Source organism: Clostridium sp. AM34-9AC (assembly GCF_003480225.1).
Taxonomy (GTDB): Bacteria; Bacillota; Clostridia; order Lachnospirales; family Lachnospiraceae; genus Acetatifactor; species Acetatifactor acetigignens.
The window spans coordinates 104,196-124,391 of the sequence record NZ_QUIU01000008.1 but is presented as its reverse complement, the minus strand read 5'-3'; the positions used below and the strand labels follow the sequence as shown (position 1 = coordinate 124,391).

Annotated in this window: 17 protein-coding genes; all 17 read left to right on the top strand. The window is 46.6% G+C overall.

What is annotated here, in order from left to right:
- Positions 1-143 precede the first annotated feature (143 nt).
- The 17 genes from DW835_RS06780 to hisC all read left to right on the top strand — a co-directional run bounded on the left by DW835_RS06780 (position 144) and on the right by hisC (position 20,180).
- The gene (locus DW835_RS06780; RefSeq protein ID WP_118730900.1) at positions 144-1,823 is read left to right on the top strand and encodes an ABC transporter ATP-binding protein; all 1,680 of its coding nucleotides are present in this window, start codon (positions 144-146) and stop codon (positions 1,821-1,823) included.
- Complete coding sequence (locus tag DW835_RS06775; RefSeq protein ID WP_118730899.1) at positions 1,813-3,519, top strand: ABC transporter ATP-binding protein; 1,707 nt, start codon at positions 1,813-1,815, stop codon at positions 3,517-3,519. The genes DW835_RS06780 and DW835_RS06775 overlap by 11 nt, the downstream gene beginning before the upstream one ends.
- Positions 3,520-3,900: 381 nt before the next feature.
- The gene (locus DW835_RS06770) at positions 3,901-5,304 is read left to right on the top strand and encodes a GGDEF domain-containing phosphodiesterase (RefSeq protein ID WP_117465622.1); all 1,404 of its coding nucleotides are present in this window, start codon (positions 3,901-3,903) and stop codon (positions 5,302-5,304) included.
- A 274-nt stretch (positions 5,305-5,578) separates the two neighbouring features.
- Positions 5,579-6,730 carry an ATPase, T2SS/T4P/T4SS family gene (locus tag DW835_RS06765; protein WP_118538289.1) on the top strand — a complete coding sequence of 384 codons (1,152 nt, stop codon included), beginning with the start codon at positions 5,579-5,581 and terminating at the stop codon, positions 6,728-6,730.
- Positions 6,731-6,825: 95 nt separating this feature from the next.
- Positions 6,826-7,692: a hypothetical protein gene (locus DW835_RS06760; protein WP_147353710.1), complete on the top strand. Its 867-nt coding sequence runs from the start codon at positions 6,826-6,828 to the stop codon at positions 7,690-7,692.
- A gap of 17 nt (positions 7,693-7,709) precedes the next feature.
- Positions 7,710-8,534, top strand: a complete 825-nt coding sequence (locus DW835_RS06755) for a type II secretion system F family protein (protein WP_118730897.1) — start codon at positions 7,710-7,712, stop codon at positions 8,532-8,534.
- Positions 8,535-8,569: 35 nt separating this feature from the next.
- Positions 8,570-8,776: a hypothetical protein gene (locus DW835_RS06750; protein WP_118730896.1), complete on the top strand. Its 207-nt coding sequence runs from the start codon at positions 8,570-8,572 to the stop codon at positions 8,774-8,776.
- 13 nt (positions 8,777-8,789) lie between these two features.
- Positions 8,790-9,155: a hypothetical protein gene (locus DW835_RS06745; RefSeq protein WP_117465618.1), complete on the top strand. Its 366-nt coding sequence runs from the start codon at positions 8,790-8,792 to the stop codon at positions 9,153-9,155.
- Positions 9,115-9,771 (top strand): hypothetical protein, encoded by a 657-nt coding sequence (locus DW835_RS06740; RefSeq protein WP_118730895.1) that lies wholly within the window; start codon positions 9,115-9,117, stop codon positions 9,769-9,771. The genes DW835_RS06745 and DW835_RS06740 overlap by 41 nt, the downstream gene beginning before the upstream one ends.
- Positions 9,734-10,423: a hypothetical protein gene (locus tag DW835_RS06735; protein ID WP_118730894.1), complete on the top strand. Its 690-nt coding sequence runs from the start codon at positions 9,734-9,736 to the stop codon at positions 10,421-10,423. Before DW835_RS06740 ends, DW835_RS06735 begins: the two co-directional genes overlap by 38 nt.
- Positions 10,424-10,425: 2 nt before the next feature.
- Positions 10,426-14,736, top strand: a complete 4,311-nt coding sequence (locus tag DW835_RS06730; RefSeq protein ID WP_182430270.1) for an InlB B-repeat-containing protein — start codon at positions 10,426-10,428, stop codon at positions 14,734-14,736.
- 6 nt (positions 14,737-14,742) lie between these two features.
- The gene (locus DW835_RS06725; protein WP_118730892.1) at positions 14,743-15,489 is read left to right on the top strand and encodes a hypothetical protein; all 747 of its coding nucleotides are present in this window, start codon (positions 14,743-14,745) and stop codon (positions 15,487-15,489) included.
- A gap of 88 nt (positions 15,490-15,577) precedes the next feature.
- Positions 15,578-16,423 carry a basic amino acid ABC transporter substrate-binding protein gene (locus tag DW835_RS06720; RefSeq protein ID WP_118730891.1) on the top strand — a complete coding sequence of 282 codons (846 nt, stop codon included), beginning with the start codon at positions 15,578-15,580 and terminating at the stop codon, positions 16,421-16,423.
- Positions 16,424-16,559: 136 nt separating this feature from the next.
- On the top strand, positions 16,560-17,249 hold the full coding sequence (locus DW835_RS06715) for an amino acid ABC transporter permease (RefSeq protein ID WP_117465612.1): 690 nt from the start codon (positions 16,560-16,562) through the stop codon (positions 17,247-17,249).
- Entirely contained in the window at positions 17,236-17,958 is a 723-nt protein-coding gene (locus DW835_RS06710; protein ID WP_022312165.1) for an amino acid ABC transporter ATP-binding protein, read from the top strand. Before DW835_RS06715 ends, DW835_RS06710 begins: the two co-directional genes overlap by 14 nt.
- Before the next feature lie 42 nt (positions 17,959-18,000).
- Positions 18,001-19,029, top strand: coding sequence for a glycosyltransferase family 2 protein (locus DW835_RS06705; protein WP_118730890.1), 1,029 nt, complete (start codon positions 18,001-18,003; stop codon positions 19,027-19,029).
- 89 nt (positions 19,030-19,118) lie between these two features.
- Positions 19,119-20,180, top strand: a complete 1,062-nt coding sequence (gene hisC, locus DW835_RS06700; protein WP_118730889.1) for a histidinol-phosphate transaminase — start codon at positions 19,119-19,121, stop codon at positions 20,178-20,180.
- Positions 20,181-20,196 lie beyond the last annotated feature (16 nt).

The window sequence follows — 20,196 nt, the reverse complement described above, 5'->3', positions numbered from 1 at the left end:
ATTTCTAAAATATATCAAAAAAACTGAAAAATCAAGCATTCTATCTGTATATACAGAGGTTTTCTTCAAAAAACTGATGTACCATTTGGGAGAAAAGAAGAGATGGTGTTTCCAGCATAATTTACGTTAAAGGAGAAGTACGAATGAAGCCTTTTATGACCACTAAAAATCCGAAGCTTTTGGATCCCATTCGAAAATATTGGTATCTTTGTTTCTTATATATAATTTTTTCTTATCTATTGATTCGGATAATTGTGATTGGAAGTAGTAAAATTGCTGACGCTACGGACAGTTTATTTGCCGGAGAAAAGGCTGCCTTGCTGGAGTTTATGATTCCATTTATTATTCTCATGCTATTGGGAGGGGCAATAGCTTTTGGCAAGAGTTATTCCAAGAATACCTTTAGTATCTGCATGCAAACAGATATACGCAATATGTTGGTGAGTAAGCTGGTAGAGATTCGGATTCCGTATTTCGATACAGAAGGAACGGGAACTTTAATGAATAAACTTTTGTCGGATATGTACCAGACGGAGGCATTATTTGCGGAGGGCATCCCGGAGCTTTTCGTAGCGATAATTACTATAATAACTGTGTGCAGTTACATAGGATTACAAAGTGTACGTCTGTTGTTGGTGACAATGATCTGCTATCCGTTGCTGTTTTGGAGTGCAGGGAAACTGACCAAAATGGTTGGGAAAATAGCCGTAGTGCGCAGGCAGTTGTATGATGAATTGGAAAATTCTGCTTATGATGTAATTCAGGGGATTTCAGTGGGCAGGACCTTTCATTTATATGAACTCCAGAAGAAACGCATTTTTGATATAGCAGATGAGATTGTGCGGAATGAGTCACGCCGAACCAAGGTGCTGGCAATGAATTTTGTTGTGGGGGATTTGGTGCGATGGATACCAAAACTCTGCTGTTATTTGTTCTGCATTTATGAGGTCTGTCATGGAAGGATGACTGTTGGCACAATTTTAGCCTATGCAATGCTGCTGGATCAGATTTCAAAACCTATGGGAAATATCCCGGGTCAGATTGCTTCTATCCGAGAGTACAGTATTTCTATAAAAAGATTACAGGAGATTCTTGATCAGGAAGAGGAGGTGTCTGGAAAAGGCGTTTTTGCGCCTGAAGGTGAGATCGTCCTGGAACTTGAGCATGTGAATTTTGGGTATTCAGAAGAAAAGCAGATTTTGAAGGATATTAGCCTGACCATAAAAAGGGGCAGCAATGTGGCATTTATCGGTAATTCTGGTGGAGGTAAGTCTACCGTTATGAAGATTTTGTTTGGTTTTTATTATCCACAGGCCGGGCAATACCGTATTTATGGGCACGATTTTAGAGAATGGGATATGAATGCACTGCGCAAACATATCAGTCTGGTGTCCCAGAATGTGTTTTTGTTCCCCGGAACGATTGCCCAGAATGTGGCGTATGGTAAGATTGGTGCTGCCAGAGAAGAGATCATAGAGGCTTGTGAAAAGGCGAATATTCATAATTTTATTATGAAACTGCCTCAGGGTTATGACACAGAAGTGGGAGAGCGAGGGGCAAGATTGTCCGGAGGCCAGAAACAGAGGGTTTCTATTGCCAGAGCCTTTTTAAAGGACGCACCTATTTTGCTTTTGGATGAACCAACTTCCGCAGTGGATGTGGAGACGGAGCAGGAGATTCAGGTGGCTTTGAGAGAAATTTCACATAATCGGACGGTAATAACTATTGCACACAGACGGAACACTATTGCGGATGCAGACGAGATATATGTCTTTGAAAATGGGGAAATTGTGAGAAGGGAGGTACGGACAAATGGCATATAGTGATGTGATTATCAGACAGTGTGGACCCAGGGATGCGGACAGTGATAATGATTTACGCATCCTTTGGCGGATGTTGAAAATGATGAAGACAGGATTTATCAGATATCTTTTGGCTATTATATTCATGAGTGCAGCTTTGTCTGTTTTTGATATGATAACTGCACTCTTGTTCAAAAATATTATTTTTCGTGTAGAAAACTATGCACAGAGGAATATGTTTGCAGGACTTTTAAAGGAGGTGCTGCTGTGTGCAGGGATAGGATGTCTGATGCTTTTTATTTATGCACTGTCCTTTTATGTATATACTATGGAGGCAAAAAAGGGTGGCGCTGATTTACAAAAGGCCCTATATTCCAAATGTATGCGATTACCGTATTCTTATTATGAACAGACGGGCAGCAGCGAGTTCATGTCAAAGGTGATTAATGACTGTGAACGGGCCCAGGGTATCTATGGTTCTCGATTTCGGCGGGTATTGATGCCATTTTTGATGATGAGCTTTTATCTGACAGCAATGCTGATGCTCAGTTGGCAGGTGACGCTCTGCCTCTTTGGCGCCAGTGCTATACTGCTTGTGATAAACGGCTTGTTTATCGAACCCATGCAAAGAGTCAGTTGGAAAATGTCCACCATCAATGTATCCATTGCGGAACGAATTTCCAATATTTTGTCAGGCATAGAGCAGATTAAAATATTTTCCCTGAAATCTGTGATGGTAGAACAATATATCAAAGAAAATGAAAAGTATCGCAAAGAGCAAAACAAGAGGAACGTTATGTCTGCCAGGCTGGATGGACTGAATCAGATCTTTGAACTTCTTGGCTCGTTGGTGTTTATTGCGGTGGGGCTTGTTTTGGTCAGTCAGGGAATCACTACGGTGGACAGGCTGGCAGCAGTTTATTTGTTATACGGATCTATGAGCTGGAATTTGTTACAGGTGGGACTTTATATTCCGTCTATGGCAAATTATCTTGCAAATGCTAAAAGAGTGTTTGAGTTTCTGGATATGGAGGAAGAACCTGAACGCTATGAGAGTGTATCGGCGATTTCCTTCCAGGGAGATGCGGAAATCAGTATCCGGGATGTAACCTTTTCCTACGATGGCAGGCAGGATGTTTTGCAGCATTTCAATTTGGATATTCCCAAGGGAAAATGTGTGGCTCTTAAGGCAGAATCGGGGAAGGGCAAGAGTACCATTGCCAAGCTTATATTGGGCCTGTATCCTGTAAAGGAAGGAAAAATCTTTATCAAAGGAAAGGCTTATGAAGAATATCCTTTAGCAGAGGTACGGCAACTGATAGGTTATGTGCCTCAGGAACCATATCTTTATGACGTAAGCGTTGCAGAAAATATTCGCTATGGAAGGCCTGGCGCAAGTCAGGAGGACATTATCAATGCGGCAAAGCTTGCAAATGCACATGATTTTATTATGGAGCTGAAAGATGGATATGAGACTCGGGTGGGGGAACGCGGAAACCTGTTATCCGGTGGTCAACGCCAGAGAATTGCCATTGCCAGAGCTGTTTTGAAAGATGCACCTATCCTTATTTTGGATGAGGCAACCTCGGCATTGGATCATAACTCTGAAAAATTGGTAAATGAAGCATTGGACAGAATGATGGCGGGGCGGACAACGATTGTGATTGCTCACCGGGAATCCACGCTGGCCCATGCAGATCTGGTGGTAGAATTGTAATTATGATTCAAAACACGGAAAGTAGAAGTGTTATTGAAAGATACTGTGGAAGCAGATGAGAAAAAGAAAAGCTAGGGCGAAGAAAACTGACAGTCCGAAGTCCGGAATGTCAGTCTTCTGCATCGTCGGTAGCTGCCGCAACTGCGGATACCACGGAGGATACTACGGCGATCACTACTGCCAAAAGGATGATCAAAAGTCCGCCGGCTAAAAGTAAAAACATAAAGTACGCTCCTCTCTGAAATAACTTTACAGACACCCATATTATATCATTTTTCCTAAAAAAAACAATAAAAATCGGCATATAGTAGAAAAAATCACCAAAATGAAGTATAATAAAAGCATTCATCGGGACTGGTTTATGTTTTGAGGAGGGTGCCTATGACGTATCAGAAAGCAAAAGAGGAAATCATTGAATCTTCGCCGCAGAAAACAGATGCCGGAAAAGAAGAATTATATCTGTATTCTCTTAGAAAAATGGCGGAAGAAAATGTAGAAAATAACAGAACAGGGCTGACAAATCTGCATAATATCAATTCTTTTTTCTATCTGTGCGGTGAAATGATCAGGCAGCAGCCGGATAAAAAATACAGCGTCATAATTATGGATATTGTACAGTTTAAGGCTGTGAATGAGTTCTGCGGCAGAGACGAAGGAGACAGATTGTTAAGATTTATTGCGTCCTGCTTTGACTGGTATGAGAATAACAGACCGGATAGCTATGCCTGCCATATCAGAGCAGATATCTTTTGTTTATGTACAAGCTATGAGGAAGTAGAGGAACTGGAAATTATTGTGCGGGAGATCAGAAAAAAGATAACTGACTTTCCGTTCGCTTACCGTGTACAACCATCCTTTGGAATCGGAATCTCACCGGAGAGAGCTCCTGCCGTCAGCTATCTGAAAGATTGCGCCACGATGGCTATGAACAGTATCAAAGGCAAAGTATATCGGACATATGCAGTATTTGATGAAAAAATGCGTAGTCAGAAGATGCGAGAACGCCAGGTGGAAAATGATATCGTGTCTGCACTGGAGAACGGAGAACTACAGCTATATGTGCAGCCCAAGGTCGATATGAGGGACGGAAGAGTGATCGGAGGCGAGGCGCTTGTGCGCTGGAAGCATCCGGAAAAGGGGCTGGTGCCACCGGGAGAGTTCATTCCCGTACTGGAGAAAAACGGATTTATCATCAATGTAGATGAATATATCTGGGAGAAAGTGTTTGCTTATCTTGGAAAGCTGCGTAAGGAAGGCCGGACACTTATTCCCGTTTCCATCAATGTATCCCGATTGCATGCGTATGATGAGAAACTGACAGAGACACTGCTCCGTCTCAGGGAGGAATATGATGTTCTGCCGGAGTATGTTCCGCTGGAACTGACAGAGAGCGCATTCCTGGAGGACGAGGTTGGTATGTATCGCCGCATGGAAAGCCTGCGGGAGCGAGGGTTCCTGGTGTCCATGGATGATTTCGGTACCGGATATTCTACTATGAACATGTTAAAGAATCAGACATTGGATGAGATTAAGATCGATCGGGAATTCATCCGGGATCTGGAGAAAGATAAGAGTCAGATCATTATCCGCAATACCATTGCCATGCTGCAGCAGCTGGGAGTGCATATCGTCATCGAAGGCGTGGAAACGGAAGAGCAGAAGGAGTTCCTGTTAGGCTGTAATTGTACCGATGTACAGGGCTTTTTATTCTACCGGCCGATGCCGGTGGAGGAGTTCGACAAACTGCTTTGGCAGCAGGAACGGGAGCCGGATATGGCAAAATAGACAAAGACAAAATAGACAAATGCGCAGACCGCATTCTGACGGTTTTTTTGAAATTAACCTGACAGAATGCGGTTTTTCTTTGGCCATTCTTCCGAAAATGAGAAAATAGTTCCGGAGGCGTTGACAGATGCCACGGAAGGGAGTAATCTGCATATTACCCGACAGGTCAGTCGAGGTCAAAATTCTAAATATCAGGTCATATTCGACCAGGAATCACATAATGTATTAATTAGTGCAAAATGGATTATTTTGAGAAAAACCAACAGGAGGATGTATGGAGGAAAGAGAAAACAAAAGGGAAGAAACCGCCTCTGATGCAGAATTGCAGAGGCTGGTAGAAGATTTTATCACACAGAAACAGGTGCTTTTGATCCAGGTAAAAAAGGGTGTGTTGGGCAAGGAGGAATTTCTGCAGGAGGCAGGAAAACATATCGATCAATATTATCATTTCCCGGCAACGAAAAGGAAAAGACTTTTAAAATCATTTGAACAATATATTTTCGGTTATTCCAGACTGTCACCGCTCATGGATGACAAAAGCATTTCGGATATCCGGGTGGTGAGTCATGACTGTATCCGGATCAAGAGAGAAGGAAAACGTATGGATGCCGGAATTGCCTTTGCCTCGGAGAAGGAGTACCGGCAGTTTATTGATTATGTGGCAACCAGAAATCAGGTGAATATTTCTAACCTGAATGCGATCCAACGGTTTACGGATACAGAAAGTCATCCGGACTTTATCTTTCGTTTTACCTTATCCATGCCCATTGTCAATACCTACAGCGAACCTTATCTGTGTATCCGGAAGGTGCCGAAGAGTTTTCCCATGATGACAGAACTGGTGGAGAAAGAGATGCTGGACAGGAATACGGCAGAACTGCTGGTACAGAGGTTCCGACAGGGATCGACCCTGATCTGCGGAGGAAATTCTTCCGGTAAAACCACACTGTTAAATGCGTTGAAGGAGACGCTTCCGGATGATATGGCAATTCTGGTGGCACAGCAGGCGGATGAGCTGACCACACTGTTTCATCCGGATATGATGTTCCTTCATTCGCTTCCGGGAACCTCGGAAAGCAGTGTGAATTATGATTTAAAGCATATCAGCATAGCGGGACTGACGATGGATGTGGATTTTTTTATCATAGGTGAGGTGAAGGGAGGAGAAGCGCTGTATCTGTTGAATGCGGCATATACAGGACAGATCTGTGCGGCTACGGTACATGCACCCTCTGCGGACAGGGCACCGGAGAAGATCGTGGACTATGCAATGTATGACAGTCGTTATTCACGCAACGAATTAATGAAAATGATGGACTGCTTTCAGACCCTGGTGTTTATGGAACATTACCGGGTGAAGGAAATCTTTGCCTGCCTGGGGTGGAATGCGGAGAAAGAGAATCTGGAGTATGAGAGATTGTTTTGACCATTACATGAGAGGAGAAACTTATGATCATATACGTATGGATCTTTTGTTTAATATTTACGGGTTTTCTGCTTCTGTTTGGAAGGATACGGTGGGTGGAGACAGCAAAAAGCCTGCTGTCCCGGACGAAAAAAGGGATGGATCAGTCGGCAAGACTGCGGGTGTTGGAAAACCGGCACAAGCTGCAGGAGCTACAGCGTAACAATACCTGGATCTGCCGGGTGGCAGAATTTCTCTGTTATTGCGGTATGCGGCGCAGATTTCCGGCGTGCACCCCGGAGAAATGGATCGCAGGAAATCTTCTGGGAATGACGGTGATCTTTGGAGTGTTGCTTGGAAGCAGCGGGAAATTCCAGGTAGCTTTATTGGGAACAATGATATGCGGAGCCATGGAATATCTGTTCCTGAGCACACTGCGGGCAGAAGAATTGCGGGTGACCAATGAAAATCTGCTGAAATGTCTGAATTTTCTGGGAAATTACAGCCTGACAGCGGGAGAGATCACCATGGTTCTGGGTCAGGTGAGCCGTTATGTGGAGGAACCGTTAAAGGGAGCACTGGAGGAATGTGCCTATGAAGCACAGACGACCGGAGATAGTTCACTGGCACTTTTGTCCATGGCGGAACGAATAGAACATCCCAAGATAAAGGAACTGGCCAGAAATCTGGAGATCAGTATCCGCTATATGGCAGATCTGACCACACTGGTAGACAGCAGCAGACGTTCCGCAAGGGAGTATCTGCGTATGGAAGAGGAACGTAAAGGGATGCTTCGAGAGGCAGGTATCAATATGGCATTGCTTCTGGGAATGTCGGTATTCGCCCTGCTGACGGTGGACCGGCTGATCGATGTGTCGGTCTGGAAAATAGTATCCGGGACTTTACCGGGGCATCTGGCAGCAGGTATCTATGGACTGATATTGTTTCTGTTTTTGCGGAAACTGTATGGTTTTCGCCGCTAGTCAGGGAGGTGTGGAGAATGAGCTGGAGAGTTATCTGGATTCCCGAACTGTTGGGAGCGGTGCTGGGAGGAATTTTTGTGTTCCGGCTGGGTATGGGAACAATGCCGAAAATGGTGTTGCATGCCTGCGAGGAATTTACCGGAATGCTGCGGGAGAGCCGAAGGTATGAAAACTGGGTCACCGGAACAGAAAAGAAATTAAGGAAAAACGGTGCAAAATTTCACTATGGGAAGAAAATTACACCGGTAAAATACCTGCTGATGCGCCTGTTTCTTTTTCTTGGAGCAGTACTGGCACTGGGAACTATCGGCTGGGGATATGCACTGCTTGCGGCAATGGGACTGTATTATGTGCCGGAACTGTTATTGCTGTACCTGAACCGACAGGACAATCGTAAGATGATGCCGGATCTGCAGCTGATCTATCAGGCACTGGAGGTACAGACCTGTGCCGGAGTCTATGTAACGGATGCCTTGACGGAATGCTGCCAGAGCGTACGGACGCAGAGATTACAGCAGGCATTGATGGAACTGTCCGGAGATCTGGTCATACAGTCGGATCTGGTTACGGCTTTGTCTGACTTCCAACAGAAATTTGACAACCGTCAGATCGATGCATTGTGCATTACCCTGATCCAGGCAGGAGAGTCGGGTCAGGCGGTAGATCTGTTGAAGGACATGGGAGAGCAGTTGAAGGATATGGAACTTACGGTGCTTCAACAGCAAAAAAGTGCTCTGGACCGTAGTATTACTTTTTATCAGCTGGGAATGCTGGGGGCGGTACTGGGAATCATTTTATATGCCTGTGTGGGATATATGTTCCGGGCAGTGGTGCAATTCTGAAATACCAATAAAACAAAACAAGAAAGGGACAAAACATGAAGAATTTACAGAGAATCTGGAGAAAAGTAAAAGAACATGCCTTACGGCAGGAGCAGGGGATCGACGGGATCCTGGTCACTGTAGGTCTGTGTATTATTGCACTGTTATTGTGCGTGGTCATGAAGGACAGTCTGACAACGTTTATACAGACCATTGTAACAGCGATGCAGACCAAAGCGGCAGATATCCTGACAGGGGTATAGGATAGGAGAGAAGATGACGGAACGAGGGAAACAGCCAGGGAACATAGGAGAGCTGCTGACGATGGGCATGTGTGTGCTGGCACTGACGGTAGTGATGCTGAACTACCTGCAGAATGTGCAGCTGCTCCAGGCAAAAGAGAATGTAGGACAGCTGGCGAGGGCCTATCTGCTGAAAATGGAAACGGTAGGATACCTGGAACCGGCGGAGCAGGCACACCTCACGGCAGAACTGGAGACGGCAGGACTGACAGAGATCGATTATGAGGGAAGTACTTTGGAACCTGCAGGATATGGGGAACGCATTATCCTGCAGATTCACGGAAAGCTGGGCGGACATTATGAAATACGGGAAAAGAGAGTATCGACTGCCAAAAACTGAGAACCGGCAGGAGACAGGAAAAGCAGAAAGCGGACAGGTTTCCTGGGTACTGGGATTGTTTCTGATACTGTTTCTGGCAATTTTGTTGTATATGCAGCTGCAACTGGCAATGTACAAGGCATCCGCACGGTATCTGGAAGATGCATTGGCACTGTCCAATCTGGCATCGGCAGTCATTGATATCCGGGAGTATGGCAGCACACATAAGGTACATATCACAGATCAGGAACAGGCGTATGCGGGATATTGTTCTGCTGTCTGCGAAAATCTGGGATTAAATGAAAATTATGAAGCAGTAGGTCACAAGCTGATTTCCGGAAAGGTAGAGATACAAAATTACATTATCTATAATGTCACGGGAACAAAAGTGCAGGTGTGGGAACGAAACGGTGACGGTAGGATCCTGGAATGGGAAGGAACCCTGGGAGAAGTGAGGACTCCGGGGGGACAGACCATTGAGAATACCGGTGTGTACAGTGAGATCACATATCCGGTGGAAGGTTTTCTGGGAATTACAGTAACTGCTGAAAAAAGTAAGCTGGTAGATGTGGTCAGTGAATATATGGGAGAGGAAACGAATGAAAAAACGGAAGATGAGTCAGGCGTGGAAGAATAGAATCTGGAACGGAAGTATCCTGGCAGCGTTTGTGGCGGCTATGGCAGTATTTGTTTTTTTGCTGCAGACAGAAAAGAGAGTGCTTACGGAATACGAAAAAGAACAGGTATGCGTGGTAACGGCAGCAATTCCCAGGGGAGAAAAAATCTCCGCGGAAAATGCAGAGCAGTATATTACAGTCATGGAAATCGACAAAAGAATTGTGCCGGAGACTGCACTGAAAAGCACAGAGGCGGCAAGCGGAAGAATAGCGGCATATGGAGTGGAACAGGGGATGGTACTGACTACAGGCATGCTGCGGGAACTGTCGGAGATCACAGAACAGATGCGGGAACCTGTTATAGCCGGATTTCGCGCCGAAGATCTGTACCAGGTAGTGGGCGGTGTCCTGCGTGCCGGAGACAGGATCCATATTTATTGTGTGGAACAGGAGGAAGAGGAACAAAACGGGAAACTGTTGTGGGAAAATGTGTTTGTCCAACAGGTGTTTGACCGGAATGGAGCTGCAATCGGCGGTGATGATGGGACAACTCCGGCACAGAGAGTAAATATCTATATGGAAAAAGAAAGGGTGGCGGACTTTTATGCTGCACTGGCACAGGGCTCCTTGCGTGTGGTCAAGGCAGAGGATGCGGATAGGCAGGAGGAATGAGAATGCGGTATGGGAGATATCTGGCAGGATTACTCGTGCTGGGAATTGCGCTCCTGTTTTCGATACAGTCGGAAGCGGCAGCGAAAAAGACCATTTACAACAGTCCTTATGTTTCTTTCAGTCCGGATGGACGTGCATTTACAACCTGCGCAGGAGACCGGAATTATGTGTGGTATGCCCGGGATGACAGCACCACTGTGTATACGCAGATTTCTTCTTCGCTGAGAGATCCGGTAGTGGGAGAACATATTTATACAGAGAAACGGTATGGAGAAATCCCAGTGAGATATTGGAAAGTGGTCCACCGGCCGGGACAGTGTATTCATAATGGATATACCGGAAAAAACTGGCACGGGGTATCTTTTGGCAGACAAAAATGCATGCAGTATTATTATTCCGGCTGGAAAGCCTATTGTGCGGATTGTGGAGAAGCCATTGAAGAGTACAATATCTATATGAGCAGAGAAGCGGCGGCCTCGATACAGTACCTGGATCTGGGCAACGAAAGAAAACCGATGAGCTACTATTATCTCTGTCCGTTCTGCGACAATCTGGAGCAGGGGGTGGATCTGCCGGCACATAAATGTAAAAATATTTCCTGGAATCAGTATAAGGTCTGTTATCAGGCCAATACGGGAGGTGCATCTTATAACGGTTATATGGATGACAGTATCCATATGTACAACGATGCCATAGTCTACGAAGGCAAGACGGTCACTCCGGTGACACACCTGACAGAGAACAATTACAGCAGGACCGGATATTTGTTCGCGGGCTGGAACACAGAGCCAGATGGTTCAGGAACCGCTTATGCGGATAAAGCTGCAATCGAAAATCTCAGGCAGGCGGATTGGAGAGACCGGACAACCTGGACAGATAACGATCATGGTGTAGTCAATTTATATGCACAATGGGTGCGGAGTGAAAGCACCCTTGTGCTTTATGCCAATGGAGGAAAGTATGATGACCGGGAGATATTTTCTGTAACGCAGCCATATCTTGAAAGATATCTGTTGCAGGAAGAACTGGTCTGCGCACCAGATGGGTATACAGTCTGTTTTCGTGCCAATGGCGGATCGGAGATCACTCCGGTGCAGGGGAAAAATCGGTTTGTCGAATGGAAAAAGGTGCATCCGTTCCGGGGGAGTCTGGATGGAAAGCAATATATCTTTGATGCTCCGGACGGTAATGTGGACAGGCTGACGGCAGTCTATCAGCCGGAACCTGTCACATTACCGGAGACCACCAGACCCGGGTGGTCCTTTGGAGGCTGGTATTATGACTCGGAATTCCGACGGCCGGCAGGAGGAGCGGGCGACAGCATCATACCGTCCGAAAATACGACATTGTACGCGCAATGGGTGGATCTTACCCTGCTGGCGAAAGATAACTACAAGGAAAACGAAGGAAAAGGAGCAGTGGATCTGTCCTGGGAGCAGACGGATCACAACAACAAAACGTACCTTATTTATCAGAGACTGGAAGACGGTGCCTGGATGCGGATTAATAGTGCAACGGATATCAACAGCGGAGCGGCCGTTGAACTGACCGGTATTTATGAAGCAAAGACGAGGACATATAACGTGCCGTATACCGGACTCTACGTCATAAAGGCGATGGGGGCGCAGGGACAGGGCTACGGTTCCTTTCGGGGAGGATGTGGGGGAAGTGCCTCCGGAACATTCTGGCTGCAGAGGGGGGAACAACTGACCTATGCCGTGGGTGGTCAAAACGGGTATAACAAAGGCGGCAGAGCTTCAAATTATGGAAACGGAGGAGGAATGACATCCGTGGTATCCGACCGGAAGGGAATCCTGCTGATCGCAGGAGGAGGCGGTGGAGCATCACCGGGCGGTGCAGGCGGCAAGGGTGGCAGCATGGAAAGTGTCCTAGGGCAGCAGGAAGGAGAAGCGGGTATGGCCGGAGGCGGAGCCGGATATTATGGAGGAACCGCCGGAGAGAAGATCGTGCATCACCATACGAATGACTGCTATAGAAATGCTTCTTATACACCAACATTCGGAGATTGGGAATATTTTATGTGGGGATCGAATTGCTTTGATTCCTCAGGCACAAATTCTTATCAGTATAACGGACATACCACAAGTACGGACGATGATGAGTGGAGCCGTGCCATAGTCCGGGTCGGATGGGCCAGAAACGGGAATTATCCTAAGGAACAGATGTGGAATGTTTCCGGTTATCGGGGGATTCCCACCAATGGCAATACGACATTGAATCTTTCATATTTTTGCGATGGATGGGGATCTCTGGGTGGAAATATTGTGAATACCGACTGGCTGCCGGATGAGAAGCAGCCGTCGGAATTTGTAATCCTGGATCAGAAAGGAACAAAAATTGCACAGGGAAAATTTCGGGATTATCCTTTTTATGATAAACATGGCGGCGGAGACCCGGCAGCCAGTGATTTCCGGCAGTCCCTGCATATCTCATTACCGGAAGGAACGACACATATCTACGTGCATCTGAATTTTCATTTAAGAGGAAATGTCTGGTTTACCGCGGGAATCAGCTCACTTAGTTTCAGTGGTGGGAGAACTCTTGTATGCGGTTATACGGAAGGCCAGGTCCTATTCTCGAAGCCGGCATATGGCGGAAGCAATTATGTAAATCCGGAATGTGCACTGCTATATGAAAGTGAAAGTGGAGTACGGAGTGGAGACGGGCTGTTGTGTCTGCAGTCAAAAGCAATAGGCTACCAGGAGACTTTACAGCTGAAGGGAGTCAGGGCAACTGATCTTGCGGTTCCCGGGAAAATTCCGGAGAACGTCGTAAGAGAAGCACTGGACAGTGAAAGAATAAGAATCTCGTGGACAGAGCCGGAGGATTACGGGACGGTATATTATCATAGAGCGGAATCTTATCTGACGGGCAGTACTTCCAAACTATGTGACTCCAATATCACAAAAAACACATTGCTTAGCGGTATCAGGGGATATTATTATCTTGTGGATCAAAACAGGGATACCGTCGTAACGGACGATGCCGGTTATTGTAAAGAACCCCATATGGAACTGGAGGTAAAGGATGGGGTGCAGTATCTGCATGTTGCCGCTGTGGATGTGGCGGGAAATGTAGGCGAGACCACACATATTTGTGTGGATGGAAAACAGATTCTGTGGAAGCTTCATACAAAACAGCTTAAGATAAACGAGGCAGAGGGCAATGTATATCCGGCGGCAGCAGACAAAACCTGGTATGTCCGGGCGGACGGAAAGACACCGTTCACGTTAACGAATGCATCTTATATGGAAGGTACAGCCAGACCGGACTATCAACTGAATGGGACAATATATGAAACGGTGACGGAGGACGGTGGCAGGGCGAGAAATATCATTGTCACACCGTCTGCGGAGATAACGGATGATGTGATCCGGACAGATGCGGAGGGACTGTCTTATGCGACTGAGGGAACCAATGTGCTGCAGCAACATTCCTATTCCTATACTTTGCGGTCACACCGGAACCAGGAACTTACCGGAGTACAGCAATTTGTCATAAGTGGAGACCGGAACGGACAAACGATTCGGGTGATTCCGGTAGCGGAAGCGGATCATGGAACAGATAAAATATATTCTGTATCTACGCAGGATCAGAAAAACGGGATCGCTCTGATCGCTGACGGAGAAGCTCCGGTCATCCGGGGGATGGAAATACTGGAGAACCGGGCACTGATCGATCGCAGAGACGGAGCTGTTACCATACGTGTTACTGCCACAGATGCTCTAAGTGGTGTGGATCATTTTACAATTGTTATCAGTAATACGGACAATGCTGTTTCTAAGACCTACCTTCCCGGAGAAGACGGCTGTATCGTGATTACAATCACAGAGGACGAACCGCTGTTCAGCGGGGATTTTACGGTACTGGGATATGCTTCGGATCATGTGGGGAATGAGAGCCGTATCTGTTACGGTACGACGGAATTTGCACTTGAAAGCAGTGTGAAACGTATTTTGGAGCCGCAGGAGCCGGTCTTCAAATGCGGCGAAAGCGGAATTCTTACCTTTACCACATGGGGATATGCGGACCGGGTGGAGGTCATTTTCCCGGAATGTATGACAGCACTGGATCCGACATTGAATAAAGTCTATGATTATACCGAAAGTCAGGGGTATCGTAAGACGGAAGAACTGGAATTTATGGTGCCTTTATATACTCCGGAGAACCAGACACAGGAAATCACAGTGCGGGCCTATAAAGGTGACAAGAGGCTAGAAGATCATCCGACGATCAGCTTGATCGGAGTGTCGGGAAATGTGTTGGATGAACTGCGTACCCGGTTACGGTAAGGAGGTATGAGAGCCTTGGAAATCGTGTTCCGGATACTGTGGTCGGTGGCTCTGGGAGGCCTTATCTATGGCAGTACAATCTGGCTGCTGCGTGTGGAACTATCGGGAGACATCGAGAGGATGGAACCCGGAAAAGCGTGGCTTCTCAGGGGACTGGCCTGGATCAATGCAGTTGTGATTCTTGTTATAGGGGGAATGGATGGAAGACTTCCGGAAGAAAACAGACTGGTGATCCAGGGGGCACAGGAGATCCTGTGCTCCCTGCTGGCGGGAGGTTTGTTAGCGGCGGCCTGCATGGATGCTGTACACAGTTATGTGTATAATTATGTATGGTGGTGGTGCCTGCCATGGACAGGAATACTGCTGGGTCTTCCGGTGTTGGAAGCTTATATGGAGGATGGAGTGTGCAGGATTACTGACAGGTTTAGCATACAGCAGGCGGCAGCGGTGGTATTGTTTGTACTCCTGCAGCAGATATTGTTTGCCAGAATGTACGGAAGGGCTGACTGCCATGCATTTTCTGCATGTGCGTTGGCTGGCTGTGCCTGGCAGGGGAATCTGTTGTGGTTTCTGGTCCATATGTTATCGGCGTTAACATTGCTGGCTGCAGTACAGCTTTGCAGAAGAAATGTGACACCGGATGGAAAACTTCATGTACCGAAGCCGTTTATTCCATATATAGTGGTAACCTTCTGGGTGCAGATCCCGGTAATGTTGTATTTGCAGAGTGGATCTGTGTATATTTATGCATAAACAGTTGCACAATTTTCAAAAAGGTGCTATAGTAATCAACGTTTAAGGACGACTGTCGTCCGTAGAAAACAGACAGGAGGAAAATATTATGAAAAAAGCAATCGCAATGTTACTTGCAACTGTAATGTGTACAGCAATGCTGACTGGCTGTGGTTCTGATTCCGCAGCAAACGAGAGCTCTCAGGCTTCCGAGAGCAGTGTGGCAGAGACTGCTGCAGCAACCACCACAGAAGCAGCAGCTACTACTGAGGCTGCTGATAAGACCGAGGGCGGTGTACTGGTATTCGGTACCAACGCAGAGTTCCCTCCCTTTGAGTATGTAGGAGATGATGGAGAACCCGACGGATTCGATGTCGCTCTGATCAAGGCAGTAGGTGAGAAGCTGGGCATGGAAGTTCAGGTAGAAAACATGGAGTTCGACTCTCTGGTAAGCTCTATCGGCAACAGAATTGATGGCGCTATCGCGGGTATGACTGTCACCGACGAACGTAAGGAACAGGTGGATTTCTCCAATCCTTATTACGAGGCTGTACAGTTCGTGATCGTATCGGCAGATTCCGATATTGCAACCGCTGATGACCTGAAGAACAAGACCATCGGCAGCCAGCTTGGTACCACCGGAATGTTCCTTTCCGAGGACATTGAAGGAGCTACCGCACAGACCTATAATAGAGCCATCGATGCTGTCAACGATCTGGTAAATGGCAGAGTAGATGCTGTTATTATCGACAAAAACCCTGCAGAAGTATTCAACACCAAGTTCGAAGGCAAAGTTAAGATCATCGATGGCGCAGAGTTCGGCTTCGAGACCGAGGAATATGCGATTGCACTTCCCAAGGGAAGCGAACTGGTAGATCAGATCAATCAGGCACTGGAAGACCTTAAGGCTGACGGTACTTTTGATGCACTGGTAGCTGAGTACATCGGTGAATAATTTTTATACAAAATATACATGAAAAAGAAGAGAATGGCTTGTGCCATTCTCTTCTTTTTGCTATATTAAGGTAGGTAACATATACAGTTTGACCAATCGTACACTTTATTTTCACAAGAAAGGCATAGGAAATAACATGCAAAATATCTGGCAACATATTTATGCAGCCTTCATTGAAGCGGACAGATGGAAGCTTTATCTGAAAGGACTGGGAGTAACCTTAGAGGTTTCTTTTTTTGCGGCACTGCTTGGTATCCTGATTGGAACCATAGCGGCATTTTTGAAATTATCCACGAGAAAGAACGGATCGAAGACCATAGCGTCCCGGATTGCAAGTGCCTATATTGATATTATCCGCGGAACTCCTACTACGGTACAGCTGTTGATCATGTGGTCCGGCATTCTGGCTGCCTGTAAGAACAGTGTGCTGATCGCCAGTCTGACATTCGGTATCAATTCCGGTGCTTATGTGGCGGAGATCGTCAGAGCAGGTATCCTGGCTGTGGACAAGGGACAAATGGAAGCGGGCAGATCACTGGGACTGAACAAATTCCAGACGATGCGATATATTATCATTCCTCAGGCATTCAAGAGCATTCTGCCGCCTCTGGGCAATGAATTTATCGTGCTGATCAAGGAGACCTCTATTGTAGGTTACGTAGGAATGAGTGACCTTACCCGTGTGGCCAACCAGATGACCTCCAAGCTGTTTGATGTATTTACACCGCTGCTTGGTATTGCCTTCATCTATTTTGTACTGACCAAGGTATTGTCCATTCTGCTTGCAAAACTGGAAAGGAGACTGCGTAAGAGTGATAATCGTTAAAGATCTGCATAAAAGCTTTGAAGATAATCAGGTATTAAAAGGGGTAAATTATCATATTCACCCAGGTGAGAAGATCGTGGTGGTAGGACCTTCCGGCTCCGGTAAGAGTACATTTTTACGCTGCCTGAATCTTTTAGAGAGACCTACCAGCGGTGAGATCTGGTTCGATGGACAGAACATCACGGATCCCAGGATCGACATCAACAAAGTTCGTCAGCATATGGGTATGGTATTTCAGCATTTTAACCTGTTCAACAATCTGACGATCATGAACAATATTACCCTTGCCCCCGTGAAATTGAAACTGATGGGTGAGGAAGAAGCAAAAGAGAATGCCCTGAAGCTGTTAAAGAGAGTTGGACTGGAGGAAAAGGCAGATGCTTATCCGGCATCTTTAAGCGGCGGTCAGAAGCAGAGAATTGCAATTGTCAGATCTCTGGCAATGAATCCCAGAGTAATGCTGTTTGATGAGCCTACTTCCGCACTGGATCCCGAAATGGTGGGAGAGGTACTTGAAGTTATGAAAGAACTGGCAGAGAGCGGTATGACCATGGTGGTCGTGACACATGAGATGGGATTTGCCAGAGAAGTGGGTACGAAGGTGCTTTTCATGGACGGTGGTAATATCGTGGAGGAGAATACCCCCCAGGAGTTCTTCACCAATCCTAAGAGCCCAAGATTACAGGAATTCTTATCCAAAGTGCTGTAGGAACAGCATCGCATGCAAAAAATGCGGGAACGGAGATCCGGAATGATCACAATATCTTTGTGTATGATTGTAAAAAATGAAGAACGGGTTCTGAAAAGGTGTCTGGACAGTGTCAGGGATCTGGTGGATGAGATCATTATTGTGGATACAGGATCCACGGATGCCACAAAGCGGATTGCAGCCGGATACACCGATAAAATATATGATCTCACATGGAACGATGACTTCAGTGCGGCGAGAAATTTTGCATTTTCCAAAGCTACGAAGGAATACATTTACTCCGCAGATGCGGATGAGGTGCTTTCGGAAGAAAACCGGCGAAGGTTCCGACTGTTAAAGGAGACACTGCTTCCGGAGATCGAGATCGTCCAGATGAAATACGGCAATCAGCTACAGAACGGCACAGTGTATAATTTTGATGAAGAATATCGTCCCAAATTATTCCGCAGACTGCGAAGCTTCGTGTGGGAAGAACCAATCCATGAAACTGTACGGTTGGAACCGGTAGTCTATGACAGCGATATAGTCATCACTCACATGCCGGAACAGAACCATGCGGGCAGAGATCTGGCAAATTTCCGCAAACAGATCGCACAGGCAAGACGACTTTCCAGAAGACTGTACGGAATGTATGCCAGAGAACTGTTCCTGGCGGGAGAGGCACGGGACTTTCTGGAAGCGGAAGATTATTTCCGGGCAGAAGTTTCGTCCCCCGACAGAAGTGCGGATGAGATTACGGAAGGCTGTTGTGTGGTGGCCAGAGCCGCCAGACTGCGGGGAGCTGCCGTGACATTTTTCAAGTATACTTCCAAGGTGATCGCAGGGGACGGCTGTTCGGAAATCTGCTGTGAACTGGGGTATTTCTATGAAGAGACGGGAGACTTTGAGGAAGCGGCTGTCTGGTATTATAATGCAGCTTATGAAACACAGCCGGTACTGGCGCTAAGGACTTCCGGGGCAGAACCCCTGGCGGGACTGATCCGGTGTTACGAACAGCTGGGACTTCCTGCACAGGCGAGGAGCTATGCGGAAGAATTAAAACATCGACAGAATGAAAAAACAGATAACTGAAAATAAATTTTTCACACGCAAATTTGTGCCTGCGCAAGGGACAAAAGTCCCTGAAGTTTGCAGGTTTTGAGAAAGGCATGGTTATTAACATGAAGTGGGAAGAAAACGTACGTAAGGTGGTTCCTTATGTGGCAGGAGAGCAGCCGAACCGCCCGAACATGATCAAGCTGAATACGAATGAGTGTCCTTATCCTCCTGCCCCGGGGGTGCGGAAGGCAGCAGAAAATATGGAGAGTGCGGCACTGCGCTTATATCCGAATTCAAATGCGCAGCCCCTGGTGGACGAGTTGGCAGCATATTATGGTGTGAAACCGGAACAGGTATTTGTAGGTGTGGGATCCGATGATGTATTATCCATGGCATTTCTGACATTTTTCAACAGCGGAAAGCCGATCCTGTTCCCGGATGTGACTTATTCCTTCTATGATGTGTGGGCGGATCTGTATCGCATTCCGTATCATACCTGTGCACTGGATGAGAACTGGCACATTAACCCGGAGGACTACAAGCAGCCCAACGGCGGTGTGATCTTCCCGAATCCCAATGCCCCCACCGGTGTGGAGGAATCGCAGGAACTGATCGAAGAGATCCTGCAGGCCAATCCGGATGTGGTAGTGATCGTGGATGAGGCTTATGTGGACTTCGGTGGCACAAGTGCACTGCCGTTACTTAAAAAATATGAGAATCTTCTGGTGGTACAGACTTTTTCCAAATCCAGAGCCATGGCGGGAATGCGTATCGGCTTCTGCATTGGTAATGAGAAGCTGATCCATTATCTGAATGATGTAAAATTCTCCTTTAACTCCTATACCATGAACCTGCCTTCACAGGTCATGGGTGTGGAAGCGGTAAGAGATGACGCTTATTTCAAGGCCACCACGGCAAAGATCGCAGCTACCAGAGAGCGGATCAAGAAGGAACTGAACGAGCTGGGCTTTACTTTCCCAGATTCGAAAGCAAACTTTATATTTGCTTCTCATAAGGAAGTTCCCGCGGAAGAACTGTTCCGGGCTCTCCGTGAGGCTGACATCTATGTCAGACACTGGAATAAACCGAGAATTGCCAACTCCCTGCGTATTACAGTCGGCACGGATGAGGAAATGGACCGATTGATCGCTTTTTTGAAAAATTATCTGGAAAAGCGGGCATAAATAAATTAAAAGAATT

Bases quoted from the DNA above. Each gene is read 5' to 3' on its own strand.
- DW835_RS06780 (WP_118730900.1), top strand. From the start codon at position 144: ATGAAGCCTTTTATGACCACTAAAAATCCGAAGCTTTTGGATCCCATT.
- DW835_RS06775 (WP_118730899.1), top strand. From the start codon at position 1,813: ATGGCATATAGTGATGTGATTATCAGACAGTGTGGACCCAGGGATGCG.
- DW835_RS06770 (WP_117465622.1), top strand. From the start codon at position 3,901: ATGACGTATCAGAAAGCAAAAGAGGAAATCATTGAATCTTCGCCGCAG.
- DW835_RS06765 (WP_118538289.1), top strand. From the start codon at position 5,579: ATGGAGGAAAGAGAAAACAAAAGGGAAGAAACCGCCTCTGATGCAGAA.
- DW835_RS06755 (WP_118730897.1), top strand. From the start codon at position 7,710: ATGAGCTGGAGAGTTATCTGGATTCCCGAACTGTTGGGAGCGGTGCTG.
- DW835_RS06750 (WP_118730896.1), top strand. From the start codon at position 8,570: ATGAAGAATTTACAGAGAATCTGGAGAAAAGTAAAAGAACATGCCTTA.
- DW835_RS06745 (WP_117465618.1), top strand. From the start codon at position 8,790: ATGACGGAACGAGGGAAACAGCCAGGGAACATAGGAGAGCTGCTGACG.
- DW835_RS06740 (WP_118730895.1), top strand. From the start codon at position 9,115: ATGAAATACGGGAAAAGAGAGTATCGACTGCCAAAAACTGAGAACCGG.
- DW835_RS06735 (WP_118730894.1), top strand. From the start codon at position 9,734: ATGAAAAAACGGAAGATGAGTCAGGCGTGGAAGAATAGAATCTGGAAC.
- DW835_RS06730 (WP_182430270.1), top strand. From the start codon at position 10,426: ATGCGGTATGGGAGATATCTGGCAGGATTACTCGTGCTGGGAATTGCG.
- DW835_RS06725 (WP_118730892.1), top strand. From the start codon at position 14,743: ATGAGAGCCTTGGAAATCGTGTTCCGGATACTGTGGTCGGTGGCTCTG.
- DW835_RS06720 (WP_118730891.1), top strand. From the start codon at position 15,578: ATGAAAAAAGCAATCGCAATGTTACTTGCAACTGTAATGTGTACAGCA.
- DW835_RS06715 (WP_117465612.1), top strand. From the start codon at position 16,560: ATGCAAAATATCTGGCAACATATTTATGCAGCCTTCATTGAAGCGGAC.
- DW835_RS06705 (WP_118730890.1), top strand. From the start codon at position 18,001: ATGATCACAATATCTTTGTGTATGATTGTAAAAAATGAAGAACGGGTT.
- hisC (WP_118730889.1), top strand. From the start codon at position 19,119: ATGAAGTGGGAAGAAAACGTACGTAAGGTGGTTCCTTATGTGGCAGGA.